The following is a 16,106-nucleotide window of genomic DNA, read 5'->3' as shown; positions in this document are numbered from 1 at the left end:
GCGCGGTCAGAAATCGGCAAACCGGGCGTCGTAGTCGGCCCCCGCGGCATCCTCGTCGCCGGCCCCATAGGCCTCTTCGTCGAAGACGCCGTCGAACATCTCGGCATCCAGGCGTTCGATCTCGGTCTGACCGCCGCTCTCGTCGGCGGCGGCGCCGGCGGCGAAGATCGGGGTGACGGCTTCGAGCGTCGCACCGGGGAAGGCCGCGAACACCGCCTCGACCATCGGATGGCGGCGGGCCAGCGCCAGCATGCGCCGGTTGCGCATCTCGTCGTACTGCACCAGCGTCGGCGTCGCCCGCGCGGCGGCGGTGAGCGCCGGATCGTTGAGGGCGCCGGCCGCCAGCACCTGCCAGGGGGTATCGTCGATCCGACTCAACAGATCCTGCAGTTTCGTGGCGAGCCCGCCATCGGTCCCCGGCTCGAAGGCCAGCACCAGCCGGCGCTCGGCCGCGGTGACGGTGATCTCGGCGACATGGGCGGCGGCCCGCAGCTCGGGCACGATCCGGATCTCGCGATGCCGGCGCAGCAGATCGATGATCTCGCGCCAGCGATCGAGCCGGGTGCGGATCTCGTCGGGCAGCAGCTGTTCGGGTTCGGCGGCCGGTTCGGGCCTGGGCGCGGGCACCCTGGCCGCAGGAGCCGGCGCGGGTTTCGCTGCCTCGACCGGACGTGGTGTCTCCACCGGACGGGGCGGCGGAGCCGGGCGTGGCGGCGGGGGAGCCGCGCGGGGCGGTTCGGGGGGGCGCCGGTCTGGCGCCGCCGGGGTCGGCGCTTGAGACGCCCCGGCGGCCGGGCTAGGGCGGGGCGGGGGCCCCCCCGGGCCACCACCCGCGGGGCCACCCGTCCCGGCATCCTTCAGCATCCGGGCAAGCTCGGCCGGGTCGGGCAGGTCGGCGGCATGGGCCAGACGGATCACCACCATCTCGGCCGCAGCCTGGGGCACGGGGGCGAGGCGCACCTCTCCCAGACCCTTGAGCAGCATCTGCCAGGCGCGGCCCAGATGAGCCATGCCCAGACGCTGGGCAATGCGGTGAGCGGCATCACGCTCGGCGGCGGTCAGCACCGGGCCCTTGCCCTCGGCGCCGGCCAGCTTGACGCGGGTCATCAGATGCACCAGCGCCAGCATGTCTTCCACGATCACCGCCGGATCGGCACCGGCACGGGCCTGATCGTCCATGATCGCGAGCGCACCGGCGACATCGCCCGACAATGTCCGGTCCAAGAGGTCGACCACGATCGCCCGGTCGGCCAGGCCCAGCATGTCGCGCACCTGATGTTCGGTGACGCGGCCCGCCCCATGGGCGATGGCCTGGTCGAGCAGAGAGAGGCCGTCACGCACCGAACCGTCGGCGGCCCGCGCGATCAGCGCCATGGCCGCGTCGTCGATCTCCGCCCCCTCGATCCCGGCAATGCGGGAGAAATGGGCGGAAAGCACCTCGGGCTCGACCCGCTTCAGATCGAAGCGCTGGCAGCGCGACAGCACCGTCACCGGCACCTTGCGCAATTCAGTGGTGGCGAAGATGAATTTCACATGCGCCGGCGGTTCCTCAAGCGTCTTGAGCAGCGCGTTGAACGCGCTGGTCGAGAGCATGTGGACCTCGTCGATGATGTAGATCTTGAACCGCGCGCCCACCGGGCGGTAGCGCACGCCCTCGATGATCTCGCGAATGTCGTTGACGCCGGTGCGGCTGGCCGCGTCCATCTCCAGCACGTCGACATGGCGGTCTTCGACGATCATCCGGCAGTTCTCGCACACCCCGCAGGGTGCGGGCGTCGGCCCGCCGCTGCCGTCGGGGCCGGTGCAGTTCAGCGCCCGGGCGATGATCCGCGCGGTCGAGGTCTTGCCCACGCCGCGCACGCCGGTCAACAGGAAGGCATGGGCCAGGCGGCCGGTCTCGATCGCATTGGTCAGCGTGCGGACCAGGGCATCCTGGCCGATCAGCTCGGCAAAGGTGCGGGGGCGGTATTTGCGGGCGAGAACGCGGTATTCGACGGGTGTCCCCGTTGCAGCCGATCCCGTCGCCGTGGCGCCGCCGGCCGCATCTGCGGTCGGGGCTGGCTCTGCGGCGATGTCGGATGCGGTCATGCCGGGTTCCGGTCGGGATCTCTGGGAAGAGGGCGGCGCGGCCCGGAAGAGGGATCGAAGCAGGCAGGCGAAGACAAGCGAGGTGGAAGGCTGGCAAGTGAGGTGGAAGGCTGGACAGCGACCCGGATCGCAACTCGTTACGGCTGCTGCCTTCCGGCCCTGACCGGGTTGGCGAGGCTCTCCGTCCGCGCCAGCCTTCCGCGGGTCACTATGGGGATGAGGCCCCTGGTTTGCAAGCCCGCTGTGCAGCATCCGCGGGAGGCGGGGCCGGCGGATGCGGCGGCGTGCCGGCGGCGGGACAGCCCCGGGCGATGGTGCTATCGTTCCCGCCATTGCCGTGAAGAGCCGCAACGTTCCGCCAAAGTCCGAGGACGACCCCGATGTACGACCCGCATGATCCCGACCGCCCCAATGTGCTCGCCGGCCTGCGCATCGATCGCGCCGGACGTCACCGTCGGGATCCGGACTGGATCGCCGCCCGCGCCGCCGCCCCGGAAGCGCGCAGCGTGCTGATCTGGCGCGACCAGACCATCGTCGCGCCCACGGCGGGCGGCATGACCATGGCGCTGCTGGCCGAACTGGGCCGGCTGGTCGATGCGGCCGGCGACCTGCTGGAAGACCCGCCGGTCTTTCTGGGCGACATGGACGGCCGGCCGGTCTTTGCGGTGGACGTGACCCGGGTGGAGGATCTGCCCGGGCTGATCGGCCGTCTGCCCATGGACGACCCGGCGATGGAGGCGGCGGCCGCGATCCCGATCGATCTGCGCCAGGCGGCCGCGACGCTGGATCCGCAGCAGGCGGCCCTGGTCGCCTATGGCAGGGCGATGGCCTATTGGCACAGCCGCCACCGGTTCTGCGGCGTCTGTGGCGCCCCCACCCGGTCGGAGCAGGGGGGACATGTCCGCCACTGCACCGGCTGCGGCGCCGATCATTTCCCGCGCACCGACCCGGCGGTGATCATGCTGGCGCACAAGGACGACTGGTGCGTGCTGGGCCGCCAGCCGCGCTTTCCGGCGGGCATGTATTCCACCCTGGCGGGGTTCGTCGAACCGGGCGAGAGCCTGGAGGAATGCGTCCGGCGCGAGATCGCCGAAGAGGTGGGCCTGAAGATCGGGAAGGTGACCTATCGCCACAGCCAGCCCTGGCCGTTCCCGGCCTCGCTGATGGTCGGCTTCCGGGCCGAGATTCTGGAAGGCGGGCCGCTGGACGTCGATCGCCACGAGCTGGAAGACGCGATCTGGGTGCAGCGCGACGAGCTGAAGGACCCGGAACTGTCGCCGGTCAGCCTGCCCAACCGGATTTCGATCGCCCGCCGGCTGATCGACGAATGGCTGGCCGAGGGCTGAGGGGCTGACGGCGGAGAGGGGCGGGAACCGCCATGCGGGTGCTGCTGGTCGAAGACGATGACCGCCTGTCGGAAGGCGTGGTGATGGGGCTGACCGCGGCCGGCTTCGCGGTCGACCGGGTGGAGGATGGCGAGGGCGCCGAGGCGGCGCTGGCCGTGACCAGTTTCGACGTGGTGGTGCTGGATCTGGGCCTGCCCGATGTCGACGGGCTGGAGCTGGTGCGCCGCTGGCGGGGGCGTGGGCAGGGGCAGGGCATCGCCGTGCCGGTGCTGATCCTGACCGCGCGCGACGGCGTTCAGGACCGGGTGGCGGGGCTGGATGGCGGGGCGGACGACTATCTGCCCAAACCCTTCGCCATGCCCGAACTGGTGGCGCGGGTCCGGGCGCTGATGCGCCGGCCGGGCGGGGCGCTGGGCCTGGCGATCACCTGCGGCGACCTGTCGTTCGACACGGTCGGGCGCGAGACCCGGGTCGGCGGCCGGCTGGTGGCGCTGGGCCGGCGCGAAACCGCGCTGCTGGAGGTGCTGCTGCGCCGGCAGGGCCGGGTGGTGCCCAAGGATTCGGCCGAAGCCGCGGTCTATGGCTTCGACGACGCGGCAAGCGCCAACACGCTGGAAGTGCTGGTCCACCGGCTGCGCAAGCGGCTGGAGGGCGCCGGATCGGCCGTGCGCATCCACACATTGCGTGGGCTTGGCTATCTGCTGGACGGCGGAGAGGGCGTCGATGGCGGGGCCTGAAGCGTATGATCGCGGCTGGTCGCTGAGCCGGAGGGTCGCGGTCCGCGCGGCACTGGCGGCGCTGGTGGTGCTGGCGGCCATGCTGGCGGCGCTGGTGCTGGAACTGGAGGATGTTCGCGGCGATCTGGACGACCAGTCGCTGCAGACCCAGGCCCGCCAGGTGCTGCGGTACATGACCATCGGGGCCGGGGGCGATCCGGTTTTCGATCCGCCGGCCGCGATCGCAGCACTTTATGCCGATCCGGCGGGCAACGAGGCCTTTGCGTTGCTCGACGAGGCCGGCACCTTTCTGCTGGGCTCGGCCGGGGTTCGGGCGCCGCTGAGCGAGCTGCTGCCGGCCGAAGACAGCCGCACCTCCGCCGATGCCGATCCGCACGGGCTGGGCGATCTGGGGCGGCCCTTCCGCGGCGAGGCCGCCGGGCGCCCGGTCACCGGCACCGGTTTCCGGGTGCAGGTCGACGGCCGGCCGCTGATCCTGCAGGTGGGCCAGGGCAACGACCATCCGGACGTGCTGGCCGACAGCCTGATCGAAGAGTTTCTGGAAAACGCCGCCTGGTGGGTGATCGGGTCGTTTGCCGTGCTGATCGGGGTGACGCTCTGGACGATCCGATCGGCACTGGCGCCGCTGAGACGGCTGTCCGCCAGTGCGGCCAGGATCGGACCCGCGACCAGCGGGGTTCGCCTGGGCGGGGGCGCGGAGGGTGGCGACCTGCCGCGGGAGGTGGCACCGTTGGTCGCCGCGATCGATGGCGCGCTGGACCGGCTGGATGGGGCGCTGGAAACCCAGCGGGTGTTCGTGGCCGATGCGGCGCATGAGCTGCGCACGCCGATCGCGGCCTTGAGGGCGCGGATCGAGGCGACCCTGCCCCGCGATCAGGCGGCGCGGATCACCCCCGATTTCGACCGGCTGTCGCGGCTGGCCGATCAGCTGCTGCGGCTGGCCGAGGTCGACACGCTGGCGGTGGCGCCGGGGGATCGGGCCGATCTTGCCGCGGTGGCGCGGGACGTGCTGGCCGAACTGGCGCCGCTGGCCGTGCAGCGTGGCCGCAGCCTGGCGCTGGATGGTGCCGAGCGGCCGGTGCCGGTGCAGGGCAGGGCCGAACCGCTGGCCCGGCTGCTGCGCAATCTGGTGGAAAACGCGCTGGCCTGTATCCCCGAAGACGGCACCGTCACCGTCCGACTGGTGCCGGCGCCGACCGGCGATGCCGAAGGGCCGGAGCTGCTGGTGGACGACAACGGCCCCGGCATTCCGCCCGATCGCCGGGCCCGGATCTTCGAACGTTTCTGGCGGGCCGACCGGCGGCGCGGCGACGGCGCCGGGCTGGGGCTTGCGATCGTGCAGCGCATCGCCGATGCCCATGGCGCCGGGATCACCGTCGAGGATGCACCCGAAGGCGGGGCGCGGTTCCGCCTGCGCTTCCCGCCACCCGGCCGGGGATGAGTCGGGCGGCGCAAGACAAGGAGGGGGGCGCAAGACAAGGAGGGGTGGTGTAAGCACAGGGTGGTGTAAGCACAGGGTAAGGGCACAAGCCTAGGGTCATGCGGACCAGGATGCCGTGCCGGCATCGATCCGAACCCATAGCGAGCGAGGCCCAGCCATGCTCCCCAGCCGTAATCCGGTTTCCGCCGCTCCGCTGATCAGCCTGGTGCTGCCGGTCCGCGACGAGGCGGCCGCCATCCTGCCCCTGATCGCCGAGATTCACCGGGCCTTCGCGACGCCGGACATCCTGGCCGGCGGCTACGAGATCATCGCCGTCGACGATGGCAGCAGCGACGGGTCCGACCGTCTGCTGGCCGCTGCGGCCTCGGCCGATCCGCGGCTGGTCGCGATCGCCCATGATCGCGGCCGCGGCCAGAGTGCGGCCATGACCACCGGGTTTCGTGCGGCGCGCGGGCGGGTGATCGCCACGCTGGATGCCGACGGCCAGAACGACCCGGCCGATCTTGCCCGGCTGATCCGGCGCTGGATGATCGAGGCGGGCGGGCCCGCGCGCGGGGTGATGGTGGCCGGCCACCGCAAGGGCCGGGCGGATGGCGCCTGGCGCAAGCTGGTGTCGCGGGTCGCCAACGGCATCCGCAGCCGGGTGCTGCAGGACGGCACCCCCGACAGCGGCTGCGGGCTGCGGGTGATTGCGCGCGACGACCTGCTGTCGCTGCCGCTGTTCGACCATGCCCATCGTTTCATGCCGAGCCTGGTGACCGCCGCCGGCGGCCGGGTCGTGTCGGTAGAGGTGACGGATCGCCGCCGCCGGGGCGGGCGGTCCAAATACCGCACCCTGACCCGCGCCCTGCAGGGCATCGTGGATCTGGCCGGGGTCGCCTGGCTGCAGCACCGGCTGCGGCCGTTGGACCCGATCGGCCGCGCGCTGGCCATGCCTGCCCCGTCTGCCATGGCCCCCCTGTCTGCCGGGCCGGCCGGGTTTGCCCTTCAGAAGCCGTCTGCGGCCGCCGAACCGGCGGCATCCCGGGCGGCGATCAGCAGCGGAGAAGCCGCAGCATGACCCTGCTTGGCGCAATCCTTGATGCCATCACCCCTTCGGATGACTGGTTCGACCTGTGGCTGATTGTGGGCTTCGCCGGCCAGGCGCTGTTTTCCGCGCGGTTCATCGTGCAGTGGGTGGCGAGTGAACGGCGCCGGCGCAGCTATATCCCGGTGTTGTTCTGGTATTTCAGCCTGGGCGGCGGGGCGCTGCTGTTCGTTTATGCGGTGAAGCGGGGTGACCCGGTGTTCATCGCCGGCCAGGGCATGGGGCTGCTTGTCTATCTGCGCAATCTGGTGCTGATCCGCAAGGAAGCGGCTGCGTCGCGCCAGCCGGCCGATATCGCGGTATCGGCCGGATGACCACCACCACGACGGAACATGCCGCCCGTCCGGGTCTGGCCCGGACGGCTGCGGCCGATCTTGCGCTGGCGGCGGCCATGCTGCTGGTGCTGGGCGTGACCGCCATTCTGTTCCGCCCGCCGCTGCCGGTGGACGAGACCCGCTATCTGACGGTTGCCTGGGACATGACCCGCGCCGGCAACCTGCTGGTGCCGCATCTGGACGGCCAGGGCTATACCCACAAGCCGCCGCTGCTGTTCTGGGCGATCCGCCTGGTCTGGGCGGTGGCGGGCGTGTCGGAAACCGCCGCACGGCTGGTGCCGGTGGGGTTTGCCGCCGGTCTGCTGTGGGCGACCCATGCGCTGGGCCGCCGGCTGTGGCCCGAACGGCCGGGGGTGGCACCGCTTGCCCTGCCGCTGCTGGTGGGCATGGGGCCGGTCACGCTGTTCGCCACCATGGTGATGTTCGACGTGCCGGTGGCGCTGGGGGTGACGATCGCCCTGATCGGCCTGCATGATCTGGCCCATCGCGGCCTGCCGCGGGACATGGTGGTGACCGGTCTGGGGCTGGGCATCGGCCTGCTGGCCAAGGGGCCGGTGGCGGCGGTGTTCGTGCTGCCGGCGCTGATCGCGGCCCCGCTCTGGGCGGGCCGGGTGCCGCCGCATGGCTGGAAGCGCTTCGCCCTGCAGGGGCTGGGGGCCGTGGCGATCGGCATCGTCCTGATCCTGGGCTGGGCCCTGCCGGCGGCGCTGGCGGGCGGGCCTGAATTCGCGCGCATGCTGCTGTGGGGCCAGACCGCCGGCCGGGTGGTGCAGGCTTTCGACCATGCCCGGCCCTGGTGGTTCTATCCGGCGATCCTGCCCGCGATGCTGCTGCCCTTCCTGGTGGTGCCGGCCTTCTGGCGCCGGCTGCGCGCCAGCCTGGGCCGGCCCGATGCCGGCAGCCGCCTGTGCCTGGTGGTCGCCGCCGGCGCCTTCCTCACGATGAGCTTCGTCAGCGCCAAGCAGATCCATTATCTGCTGCCGGCGCTGGGGCCGGTGGCGCTGCTGCTGGCCCGCATGGCCGACGGCGCGCCGATGCGGCCGCTGAACCGCTGGCTGCGCCGGACCTGGCTGCTGCCGGCGGCCCTGGTTGTGGTGGCGGGCATCATTGCCGCCCTGCCGCCTGTGGTGGGGCGGCTGGCCGGTATGTCCGGGACCGTCATCGCCTGGGGGCCGCTGGCGGTGGCGCTGGTGGCGGGGCTGGCGGTGGTGGCGGCGGCGATCTACGCCTCGCCCGATCTCGACCCGGCCGCGGCGCTGAAGCGGGCGGCGCTTGCCTGGGTGGGCGTGCTGGTGATGCTGACCGTCTATGGCGGGCTCGGCCCCTTCCGGGCCTTCGACATCCGGCCGGCGGCGCAGGAGGTCGCCCGGCTGGTGGCCGCGGATGGCGGGCCGGTGGTGTTCGTCGGCGGCAGCCATGACGGCATGCTCGATTTCCAGGGCCGGCTGACGGCGCCGGTGACCGAATTCCCCGCCGATGGCGACATCACCCGCTGGGCGTCGGACAACCCCGGCGGCATCATCGCCGGACGCATCGATGCCCGGGGCGCACCCGGCTGGCCCCCCGTCTATGTCCAGCCCTTCCGCAGCCGGCAGATGGCGGTCTGGCGGGCGGCAGACCGGCCGCAGTGACGCGCGCTTACCCCCGCCCGAACAGATCCATCTGGCCCGCACGCTCCGCTTTTGTGGGGCGGGCCGGTGGGGTGAACAGGGCGGTGGTGAGTTTGTAGGAGCGTTGGTTGAGGCCAAGCTTGCGGCAGGCGAGGCGGAAGCGGTCGGCGATCAGCTTCGCCTCGATGCCGGTGCCGGTCATCCGCCGGCCGAAGCCGCTGTCATAGAGCGCACCGCCGCGGGTGGCGCGTACGGCGGCCAGAACCCGTTCGGCCCGGGCCGGGCGTTCCAGGCGCAGCCATTCCTCGAACAGGCCGGCGATTTCCCGCGGCAAGCGCAGCATGATCCAGCCGGCGCGCACCGCGCCCGCCTCTGCCGCGGCGGCGAGAATGCCCTCCAATTCGTGATCGGTGAGGCCGGGGACCAGCGGTGCCGCCATCACGGTCACCGGTACGCCGGCTGCGGCCAGGCCGCGGATCGCGTCGATCCGCCGGCCGGGGGTGGCGGCGCGGGGTTCCATGGCGCGGGCGAGGCCGGCATCCAGCGTGGTGACCGAGACGGCCACCTGGGCAAGTCCCGCGGCGGCGGCCGGCGCGATCAGGTCCAGATCGCGCAGCACCAGCGCCGATTTGGTGATGATCGCGAAGGGGTGGCGATGCCGGGTCAGCACCTCGATCGCCGCCCTGGTCAACCCCTCGGTCTTTTCGGCCGGCTGATACGGGTCGGTATTGCCGCCGATGGTGATCGTGGACGGAACATAGCCGGGCTTCGACAGGTCGCGGATCAGCGCCTCGGCCAGGCCGCGCTTCACCTCGATCACCGTTTCGAAATCGAGCCCGGGCGAGAGGCCGAGATAGGCATGGCTCGGCCGGGCATAGCAGTAGATGCAGCCGTGCTCGCAGCCCCGATAGGGGTTGATCGAGGCATCGAAGGGGATGTCGGGGCTGTCGTTGCGGGCAAGAGCCGTGCGCGCGACCACGCCGCGCAGTTCGGTTCTGCGGCGCGCGCCGGCCGGCGCCTTCGACGTGGCCTCCGCGTCGGAAGCGTCCTCCGCCTCGGGACGGCCCCAGCCGTCATCGGCGGCCTGGTGGCTGAAACGTTCGAAGCGGCCGTCGCGATTGCTGACGGCACCCCGGCCGCGATGCGGGTCGAGACCGAGCCGTGCCGCGGCGGCCGCACGATCGGCCTCGGCCTGGCGCTGGCCGGGCCGTCGGGTCAGGGGTTTGAAGGGGTCCATGGGCGACCTCCCCGCGAACATAACGGGAACATCGCTGCACTATACGGGGGCAATGCCCGGCTGTGAAGCCCGCGATCAGGCTTCGTGTTCGCGCAGCCGCGGCATCAGCTCGACGAAATTGCACGGGCGGTGACGGTTGTCGAGCTGCAGGACCAGGATCTCGTCCCAGGCATCGCGGCAGGCCGAGGTGGAGCCGGGCACGGCGAAGAAATAGGTGCCTTTCGCCACGCCGGCGAGGGCGCGGGACTGGACCGTCGAGGTGCCGATCTTGGCGAAGGACAGCCAGCGGAACAGCTCGCCGAAGCCCTCGATCGGCTTCTCGATCACCCGGCGCAGGGCTTCCGGGGTGACGTCGCGGCCGGTGACGCCGGTGCCGCCGGTCGAGATCACGACGTCGATTTCGGGATCTGCGGCCCAGGCGGCGAATTGTGCGGCCAGACGGTCTTCGTCATCGGGCAGGATCAGCCGGGCGGCGAGGTTGTGGCCGGCCTCTGCGATGCGGCCGGCGAGCAGGTCGCCGGAGGTGTCGGTCTTGGGCGTGCGGCTGTCGGAGACCGTCAGCAGGGCGATGTTGACGGCCAGAAACGGGCGGCTCTCGTCGATGCGGCCGGGCATGGGGGTCGGTCCTCCGCCGGTGGTCGGGTGGGCCGAGAAGGCTAGCCCGACCGGGGGCGGAGGTCCAGGACGGCGCTCAGCGCAGAGAGAAGATGACGGGCACCACGAAGGTGAGTTCCGTCGACGGGATGTCGTCGGGCGGCGGCGGCAGCGGATCGGCGCGCTTCATCATCGCCAGGGTCTCGCGGTCGAAGAGCGCATTGCCAGACGGGCGCTCGATCGACGAGGCGAGCACATGGCCCTCGCGGTCGATGCTGAAGCGCAGCGTCACCTGGCCCTGCTGGTTGCGCAGCTGGGCCTGGCGCGGATAGCGGCGATGGCGTTCCAGATGGGCGAACATCTCCGCCTGCCAGCTGCGCGCGGCATCGGTGGTCATGTACGAGGCAGGCGCTGCGGGCGTGGGCGGACCGGCCGGGGCCGACGACTGTGTCGGTGCGGCCGGGGCGCCCGATGCCTGGGCGGTCGCGTTCTCGGGCACGGTTTCGGGCGGCTGCTCTACCGGCTTCTGCACCTTGGGCGGCACGGGCTTGGGCGGGGTCTGGACCCGGGGCTTGGGCGGTGCCGGCGGCTTGGGCTTGGGCTTGGGCTTCGGTGCGACCTGCAGGGGTTCCGGGTCCGGCACCGGCACGGGCGGTGGCGGCGGCAGATCGGGCAGGTCGGGCTCCACCACCTCGGGCTCGGGGGCCGGCGCCGGATCGGGGGCGGCCTCCTGCGGCGGGGTGGGGGCGGGCGAGGGCGGTGCGGCCGGCAGCGGGGCGAGATCGATCATCACCGCCGCTTCCGGCAGCGGCGGCGGCGGGGTCATCTCCCAGGGGGCGGCCGCGACCAGCAGGGCGCCGCCGTGCAGCGCCAGGATCACCAGCCCGGCGGCCCCCCAGCGCATCGCGCCGGGGCCGTGCAGCATGTCGGCGCCGGCGCTCATCTGGCGGCGGCCTGCTGCTGCCCGGCGGCCGCGGCCGCGGCGGTGGCGGATTCAAGGCCGACCAGGCCGATCTTGAGATAGCCGGCGGTCCGCAGCTCGTTCATCACCCCCATCAGCTGGCCGTAATCGACGCTCTGATCGGCGCGGAGCAGGATGCGCTCGTCGGGGTTGTTCTGCGTCGCCTTGTCGAGTGCGGCCTTCAGCTGATCGCGCGGCACGGCCTCTTCGCCGAGCGCCAGGCTCAGATCCTGCTTGATGGTCAGGAAGACCGGCTTGGCGGGGCGCGGCTGCGGCGTGGCCGTGGAGGTGGGCAGGTTGACCGGCACGTCGACGGTGGCCAGCGGGGCTGCGACCATGAAGATGATCAGCAGCACCAGCATCACGTCGATGAAGGGCGTGACGTTGATCTCGTGCGATTCGGTCAGATCGTCGCCGTCGTCCAATCTCGCGGCCATGGGGTCAGCCTCCGATCGTCTGGGCGGGCACCACCGCGATGCCGCCGCGGTCCAGATCGCGCGACACCAGGCGCGCGACGGCCGCCGAGGCGTCGGCCAGCTCGGCGCGGTAGCCGGTGATGGCGCGGGCGAAGATGTTGTAGATGATCACCGCCGGGATCGCGGCCACCAGGCCGATGGCGGTGGCGAGCAGCGCCTCGGCGATGCCGGGGGCGACCACGGCCAGGTTGGTGGTCTGGCTTTCGCTGATGCCGATGAAGCTGTTCATGATGCCCCAGACCGTGCCGAACAGGCCGACGAAGGGGGCGGTGGAGCCGATGGTCGCCAGGATGCCGGTGCCGCGGGCGATCATCCGCCCCGCCCGGGCCTCGATGCGGGCAAGGCGCGAGGCGACGCGGGATTCAAGGCCGGCACCGGATGCGGGCGGGCGGCCGGCGGTCACCTCGCGGGTGATGCGGGTCTCGGCCACCGCCGCGCGGACCAGGGCGGCGGCGGGGCCGCGCTGCCCGTCCATGCCGGTCACGGCTTCGGCCAGGCTGCGCGCCTCGTCGAGCATCGCCAGATCGCGCCGGACCCGGCGGCGGGCGGCGGCCAGCTCCAGGCTTTTCACCAGCCAGACCGTCCAGGTGGCGATGGAGGCGAGGGCAAGCCCGGTCATCACCGCCTTCACCACGATGTCGGCGGCCATGAACATGCCGATCGGCGACAGGTCGTGGGGCAGGGTGGCGGCCATCGCGGCGTCTTCTTCGATTGCCGTCTCTTCGGTCGCCGCGTCTTCAGCGGCTGGCAGGGCCTCTCCGGTGACCGGCTGCGGTGCGGCCTGGATGCCCGGATTCGTCGCAGGGCCCGGATTCGTCGCAGAGCCCGGGTCCGTCACAGGGCTTTGGGCCATCGCCGGGGCCGTTGCCGTCATCGCAAGCAGGATGGCGGCGGTGAGGTGTCTGAAAGCCGTGTGGCGCATCGGGTGGGCACTGCCTCGAGCGAGGACCGGCGCACATCGCAGCATGTGGCACCGGCCGTTTGTGGTTTGCAATTGCGAGTCGTTTGCAAACTACGCCCGGGCCGGCTGTGAAGGCAAGTGCGATGCCTGCAGGGCGGTGCTTCGCAAATTGCGGCCCGGCCAATGAAAAACCGGCGCCGTCCCTCTGAACGACACCGGCTCGACGCCCGGCCCCCGGAGCTGTTGTGGATCAGCGGCGCGAGGCGATGGCGGCGTTGTCGCTGCCAACATTGCCGTCGATGGTCTCGTAAGACGGCCAGTCGCCCTCCGCCAGGGCCGCCAGCGACGGCGAGGTCTGGCCCAGACGGTTGCGATAGATCCAGAGATTGGTCAGCACCTGCTCAAGGAAGTCGCGGGTCTCGGCGACCGGGATGGTTTCCACGAAGAACAGCGGATCATCGTCGGCAGAGATGCCGCGGCCGTCCTGCCAGCGGCGCAGATTGCCCGGGCCGGCATTATAGGCGACCAGCACATTGACCAGATTGTTGCCGATATAGGGCTCGTCCATCAGCCGGCGGAGATAGGCCTGGCCCAGCTGCAGGTTCACGTCCGGCCGGTTGAGCGACAGCCCGCCGCCCAGCCCCAGGCTGTTGGCCACCAGCTGCGCCGTGCCCGGCATCAGCTGCATCAGGCCGCGGGCGCCCGCGGGGCTGACGGCATGCGGGTTGAAATTGCTTTCCTTGCGGGCCAGCGCATAGAGCAGCGCCCGGTCGACCGAGAAGCCGCCGCGGGGCGTGTAGTCCGGCACCGGAAAGATCGAGGCGACATCGGGCATGCCCGAGGCGGCGGCGACCTTGCGGCCGATCACGGTGGCGGCCTCGGGCGCGTTCACCTGCTCGGCCAGTTCGACCACGGCCGGCGCCTCTTCGGGGGCGGCTGCGGCCGCGACCAGCTCCACCTCGCCCGCGGCACGGTCGTATTCGCCGATCTGGGAAAGGGCCAGCGCCCGGCGGGCCCCCTCGTTCTGCAGCAGCGCCCGGCGCAGGCCCGGCGTCACGCCGCCGGCGAGCGAGGGCTGCCAGACATCGCCGGTGGGCGCGCCCAGCATCGCCCGCGCGATCTGGCCATAGAAGGTCAGCGGCTGCCGGGCCGCCCGGTCGAGCCAGGTCTGCGCGGTGTCGAAATCGCCCAGCGCCATGTTGGTCCGCGCTGCCCAGAAGGCGCCGGCGGCCTCGTTCCAGGCCGAGAGGCCGGCGGTGCGGGCGAAGAGTTCGAAATGCCGCCGCGCGGTTTCGGCACGGCCGAGCTTCCAGGCCGCGAGACCCGCGGTCCAGTGGCCATAGGGCACGATCGCGGCCGAACGGTCGGCGGCGGGGCCGGCCAGTTCATAGGCGCGGGCGATCTGCCCCTGCATCAGCAGCAGCGAGGCGACGCGGATGCGCGCCTGGTCGAGCGCCGGGCGGTCGAAGAGCTTCTGAACCTCGGCCGAGCCGATCAGCTTTTCGGCGGCTTCGGCCTCGCCCTTGCGGACACGGGCGGCGATCTGGGCTTCGAGCGCACGCGCACGCTTGGCCTGCGCCCCCTTCAGCCGGTCGGCGGCGGAATAGCTGTCGAGCTGGTCGATGGTGCTGGGCTGGCGGCTGACCACCGGCATCGCGGTCTCTTCCGGACGCTCCGGCTCGCGCGGGCGGGCCTCGCCGCCCGGGCGACGCTTCATCGCCAGCGCATAGATCCGTTCGGCATCGGGGTGGTCGCCATAGAACGCCATCCAGTCCCGCAGCTCGTCGTAGCTCGCGGTATAGGCCGTCGGATGCATCAGTCGCTGTTCGGTCACATGGCCCATCAGCAGCCGGTCGCCAAGCCGCGCGATCAGCCTGTCCGCCTCGTCGAAGCGGCCGTCGGACTGCAGTGCAAAAATCCGGGCATAACGCTCGGCATCCGCATCAGAGAGGACCTGGGGCCACTCTTCGAACGAATCGACCAGACCGAATCCAGCCATTCCGAAGTCGGCGTCATCCGCCGTCTCCAGGCCGGTCGGCAGGGAGGTCTCTGCATGCGCGCGTGTGATGAACACACCCGTTGCGACAGGACCGCCGAGCAAGAGGGCCAGCGTCACCGCAGGCGCCACGATCGCACGCGCGAAGCTACGTGCCGACCGCGGTTGGTGACGCGCGTCGTTGCTTTCCGAAGCCATGATGGCAACGTTTATAGGGGAGGATGTGGTGTCCCGGCAAGCCCCCGCTTCGCGACACGACATTGTCACGGAACCGGGGATGATTGCTTTTCAAGGATTTCCGCGATTCTGAGCCAGTCGCCCCAGGCCAGACGCTTCTGCGCCGGCTGGCGCAGCAGGTAGGCGGGGTGGAAGGTCGCGAAGACCGGCAGAGGCCCCGCCAGCCCCGGAAGATCGAGGGTTGCCGAGCGTCCGCGCAGCCGGGTGATGCCCTCGGGCCGGTCGAGTAGCGCCTTGGCGGAGACCCCGCCCACCGCCACGACCAGCTTCGGGCGGACCAGGGCGATATGTCGCAGGGCAAAGGGCAGGCAGGCGGCGATTTCCGCCGGGGTGGGGGTGCGGTTGCCCGGCGGGCGCCAGGGCAGAACATTGGTGATATAGACGGTGCTGCGGTCGCGGCCGATCGCCTTCAGCATCCGGTCGAGCAGTCGGCCCGACTGGCCGACGAAGGGCAGGCCGCGCCGGTCCTCTTCCGCACCCGGCGCCTCGCCCACCAGCATGAGATCGGCTTCGGGGTTGCCGTCGGCGAAGACGGTGTTCGAGGCCGTGGCCTTGAGCGCACAGCCTTCGAAGGCGCGGATCGCCTGTTCCAGCTCCGCCAGGTTTTGGGCGGCCCCCGCATGGCTGCGGGCAAGTGCGGCCGCCCCTTCGGGCGAGAGCGGGTCGACGGCCGCCGGGTCCGCCCGCGGCACGGCAGGCGCCGGCGCCCTGCCGTCACGCAGCAGCGCGCCACGCGCACGCAGCCCTTCGCCTGCCCGCGCCGGGGCATCCTCGGCCACCCTGGGCCGGTCGCGCAGCAGCCTTTCCCGGGCGGCCGCGGCGGCGGCATACCAGTCGGCCGGGGTATCGGTGGTGGCGGTCTCTACCCCCCACTCCATATACCACGTGGCGAGTGCGGAGATGGCCGCTGCCGGTGTCGGATCGATCGTCGTCATGGCCTGGACTGTAGCAATTTCACGGCGGCGCTGATAGATAACCTTACTGAATCGCGATTCGCGTCTCGTATCAGGCGACCCCTGTCACGGGCACGGATCGGGTCCATATCCGAGGAGCGAGGGCC

Annotated in this window: 14 protein-coding genes and 1 other RNA gene; 6 read left to right on the top strand and 9 right to left on the bottom strand. The window is 71.6% G+C overall.

Annotation, left to right across the window (positions count from 1 at the left end):
• Nucleotides 1–6 precede the first annotated feature (6 nt).
• Complete coding sequence (locus TMO_RS13540) at nt 7–2,088, bottom strand: DNA polymerase III subunit gamma/tau (protein WP_014746201.1); 2,082 nt, start codon at nt 2,086–2,088, stop codon at nt 7–9.
• A gap of 101 nt (nt 2,089–2,189) precedes the next feature.
• Nucleotides 2,190–2,288, bottom strand: an RNA gene (ffs, locus tag TMO_RS30470) — signal recognition particle sRNA small type.
• Between the two features lie 180 nt (nt 2,289–2,468).
• Between ffs and nudC the strand changes: the two genes are divergently transcribed.
• The 6 genes from nudC to TMO_RS13510 all read left to right on the top strand — a co-directional run bounded on the left by nudC (nt 2,469) and on the right by TMO_RS13510 (nt 8,665).
• A complete protein-coding gene (gene nudC, locus TMO_RS13535) occupies nt 2,469–3,434 on the top strand; it encodes an NAD(+) diphosphatase (protein ID WP_014746200.1) in 966 nt (321 codons plus the stop codon).
• Nucleotides 3,435–3,466: 32 nt separating this feature from the next.
• The gene (locus TMO_RS13530; RefSeq protein ID WP_014746199.1) at nt 3,467–4,171 is read left to right on the top strand and encodes a response regulator transcription factor; all 705 of its coding nucleotides are present in this window, start codon (nt 3,467–3,469) and stop codon (nt 4,169–4,171) included.
• Entirely contained in the window at nt 4,158–5,612 is a 1,455-nt protein-coding gene (locus TMO_RS13525) for a sensor histidine kinase (protein WP_014746198.1), read from the top strand. Before TMO_RS13530 ends, TMO_RS13525 begins: the two co-directional genes overlap by 14 nt.
• Nucleotides 5,613–5,769: 157 nt before the next feature.
• Nucleotides 5,770–6,672: a glycosyltransferase gene (locus tag TMO_RS13520; RefSeq protein ID WP_014746197.1), complete on the top strand. Its 903-nt coding sequence runs from the start codon at nt 5,770–5,772 to the stop codon at nt 6,670–6,672.
• Nucleotides 6,669–7,013 carry a lipid-A-disaccharide synthase N-terminal domain-containing protein gene (locus TMO_RS13515; protein ID WP_014746196.1) on the top strand — a complete coding sequence of 115 codons (345 nt, stop codon included), beginning with the start codon at nt 6,669–6,671 and terminating at the stop codon, nt 7,011–7,013. Before TMO_RS13520 ends, TMO_RS13515 begins: the two co-directional genes overlap by 4 nt.
• Nucleotides 7,010–8,665: an ArnT family glycosyltransferase gene (locus tag TMO_RS13510; protein WP_014746195.1), complete on the top strand. Its 1,656-nt coding sequence runs from the start codon at nt 7,010–7,012 to the stop codon at nt 8,663–8,665. Before TMO_RS13515 ends, TMO_RS13510 begins: the two co-directional genes overlap by 4 nt.
• A gap of 7 nt (nt 8,666–8,672) precedes the next feature.
• On the opposite strand, the gene TMO_RS13505 is transcribed toward TMO_RS13510, so the two are convergent.
• From TMO_RS13505 to TMO_RS13475, 7 genes are all read right to left on the bottom strand, one after another.
• Nucleotides 8,673–9,881, bottom strand: a complete 1,209-nt coding sequence (locus TMO_RS13505) for a PA0069 family radical SAM protein (protein WP_014746194.1) — start codon at nt 9,879–9,881, stop codon at nt 8,673–8,675.
• A 75-nt stretch (nt 9,882–9,956) separates the two neighbouring features.
• On the bottom strand, nt 9,957–10,496 hold the full coding sequence (gene moaB / locus TMO_RS13500; RefSeq protein WP_014746193.1) for a molybdenum cofactor biosynthesis protein B: 540 nt from the start codon (nt 10,494–10,496) through the stop codon (nt 9,957–9,959).
• 76 nt (nt 10,497–10,572) lie between these two features.
• Nucleotides 10,573–11,418 (bottom strand): energy transducer TonB, encoded by an 846-nt coding sequence (locus tag TMO_RS13495; protein ID WP_014746192.1) that lies wholly within the window; start codon nt 11,416–11,418, stop codon nt 10,573–10,575.
• Complete coding sequence (gene exbD / locus TMO_RS13490) at nt 11,415–11,873, bottom strand: TonB system transport protein ExbD (protein ID WP_014746191.1); 459 nt, start codon at nt 11,871–11,873, stop codon at nt 11,415–11,417. The genes TMO_RS13495 and exbD overlap by 4 nt, the downstream gene beginning before the upstream one ends.
• A gap of 4 nt (nt 11,874–11,877) precedes the next feature.
• On the bottom strand, nt 11,878–12,834 hold the full coding sequence (gene exbB, locus TMO_RS13485) for a tonB-system energizer ExbB (protein ID WP_014746190.1): 957 nt from the start codon (nt 12,832–12,834) through the stop codon (nt 11,878–11,880).
• A gap of 229 nt (nt 12,835–13,063) precedes the next feature.
• Nucleotides 13,064–14,812: a lytic transglycosylase domain-containing protein gene (locus TMO_RS13480; RefSeq protein WP_145978132.1), complete on the bottom strand. Its 1,749-nt coding sequence runs from the start codon at nt 14,810–14,812 to the stop codon at nt 13,064–13,066.
• Between the two features lie 260 nt (nt 14,813–15,072).
• A complete protein-coding gene (locus tag TMO_RS13475) occupies nt 15,073–15,981 on the bottom strand; it encodes a uracil-DNA glycosylase (protein WP_014746188.1) in 909 nt (302 codons plus the stop codon).
• Between the last annotated feature and the right edge of the window lie 125 nt (nt 15,982–16,106).

It is taken from the genome of Tistrella mobilis KA081020-065, assembly GCF_000264455.2.
Taxonomy (GTDB): domain Bacteria; phylum Pseudomonadota; class Alphaproteobacteria; order Tistrellales; family Tistrellaceae; genus Tistrella; species Tistrella mobilis.
Note: the sequence above shows the minus strand (reverse complement) of the source record. Positions and strands in the feature narration are given on the sequence as shown.